1 protein-coding gene, 2 tRNA genes and 1 pseudogene are annotated in these 1,525 nt (G+C 69.5%); 3 read left to right on the top strand and 1 reads right to left on the bottom strand.

The annotated features are described in order from the left end of the window. A pseudogene (locus ACFPZL_RS13115) lies at positions 1-268 on the top strand (class I SAM-dependent RNA methyltransferase); the annotation flags it as partial. 360 nt (positions 269-628) lie between these two features. Here the strand turns inward: ACFPZL_RS13115 and ACFPZL_RS13110 are convergent. Further along, positions 629-1,144, bottom strand: coding sequence for a hypothetical protein (locus tag ACFPZL_RS13110; RefSeq protein WP_382335810.1), 516 nt, complete (start codon positions 1,142-1,144; stop codon positions 629-631). Positions 1,145-1,191: 47 nt separating this feature from the next. Between ACFPZL_RS13110 and ACFPZL_RS13105 the strand changes: the two genes are divergently transcribed. Both ACFPZL_RS13105 and ACFPZL_RS13100 read left to right on the top strand, forming a co-directional pair. Beyond that, positions 1,192-1,263: transfer RNA gene (locus tag ACFPZL_RS13105), tRNA-Thr, on the top strand. Positions 1,264-1,287: 24 nt separating this feature from the next. Continuing rightward, positions 1,288-1,361, top strand: a tRNA-Met gene (locus tag ACFPZL_RS13100). Positions 1,362-1,525 lie beyond the last annotated feature (164 nt).

Genomic DNA, 1,525 nt, shown 5'->3' with positions numbered 1-1,525 from the left:
GCGCTCCTCGGCGCCCGTGCGCGAGCGGCTGAGACGCGCGACCGTGGTGCTGGATCCGCCCCGCTCCGGAGCGGGCGGGGAGGTCTGCGCGCAGCTCGGAGAGCTCGCGCCGGCGAACCTCGTGTACGTGGCGTGCGATCCCGTCGCCCTCGCCCGCGATACGGGGACGCTGCGCGGCCTCGGCTACGAGCTCGTCTCGCTGCGCGCCTTCGATCTGTTCCCGCACACGCACCACTTCGAGGCGCTCGCAGTGTTCACCCGCGTGTAGCCGCCGGGCGGCGCACCCGCGCTGCACTGCGCTCTTCCGCGCTCCGCTGTTCCGCGCCTCGCTGCTCCCCGCTACCCGCGCTGCGCCGCGCTACTCCTCGTTGCCCGGCGCTGTGCCGCTCCCCGTTACCCGGATCCGCTGCCCTCCTCGTCTCAGGACTCGCCCCGCCTCTTTTCCCCGCCACTGTCCCGTTTCCCTCCCCGGGGTTGCCCATTCCCTGCAGTTCGGGCGGAGATCGCACTTCGGGCTGAGAGATTTCGCGAAAGGGATCCGCCAGAACTGCGATCTCCGCCAGAACTGCCGCGCTCAGCCCGAAGTGCGGAGCACTGCCGAGCGAGCGGAAAGCGGGCCCGAGGGGAATCAGTCCTCGCGGCTCAGCGGGTGCCGCACCATGCCGGTCCCGTCGACCGCGCCCGCGGCCTCGGCGGCGTCGAGCAGCTCGTCCTCGCTGAGCCAGCGCTCGCGCCCCGCGGCATACGCGAACGCCAGCGCGGCGATCGCCGTCGCAAAGGCGATGATGCCGAACGGGTTGCACAGCGCGATGGCCATCTCGTTCCAGATCTCGCCCCCGAAGCGCCCGGCGATGGAGACGAGTTCGCCGTCCACCAGGTCGGGCACCGTCAGTCCGAAGCCGAGCGCGCAGACCCACGAGAGCACGAGCGCCCCGTACGGCGCCCGGCCGGGCTCGCGCCCCCGCCGCACCGCCACGTTCACCCGCTGCAGCGTCCAGAGCTGCAGGACCGCGAACGGGAGCGCGATCAGCGGCGCATACCACCAGGTGAGCTCCCCGCCGAGGCCGAACGCCCACCGGCCGAAGCCCATCCAGGCCGCGCACAGCAGGCCGATGAAACCGAACGTCAGATTTCGCGCTGTCACACTCAAGATGGTAGTCTTCTACGGTTGCCTTCGCATGATGGCAACGCGCCCCGATAGCTCAGTGGTAGAGCACTTCCATGGTAAGGAAGGGGTCGCCAGTTCAATCCTGGCTCGGGGCTCTGAGCTTGCGACGCAAGTCTTGTGGCTGAGTAGCTCAGCTGGTTAGAGCGCACGACTCATAATCGTGAGGTCGCGGGATCGAGCCCCGCCTCAGCTACTGCAGGCTCAACGAGAAAACCCCCGCTCAGGCGGGGGTTTCTTGTTTCTCGGACTCCGCGTCCGATCCGCGCTGGCGACCTCGGGGCCGGGGTTACCGGCCAAAACGTGTGGATGGCGTTGGGCGTGTCATCCTCTGCCTGCCCAGCCGCTTCGGAGCCAGAG

Source organism: Leucobacter soli, assembly GCF_042659205.1.
GTDB lineage: Bacteria > Actinomycetota > Actinomycetes > Actinomycetales > Microbacteriaceae > Leucobacter > Leucobacter soli.
The sequence above is the reverse complement of the archived record's forward strand: the minus strand, read 5'-3'. Positions and strand labels throughout refer to the sequence as shown.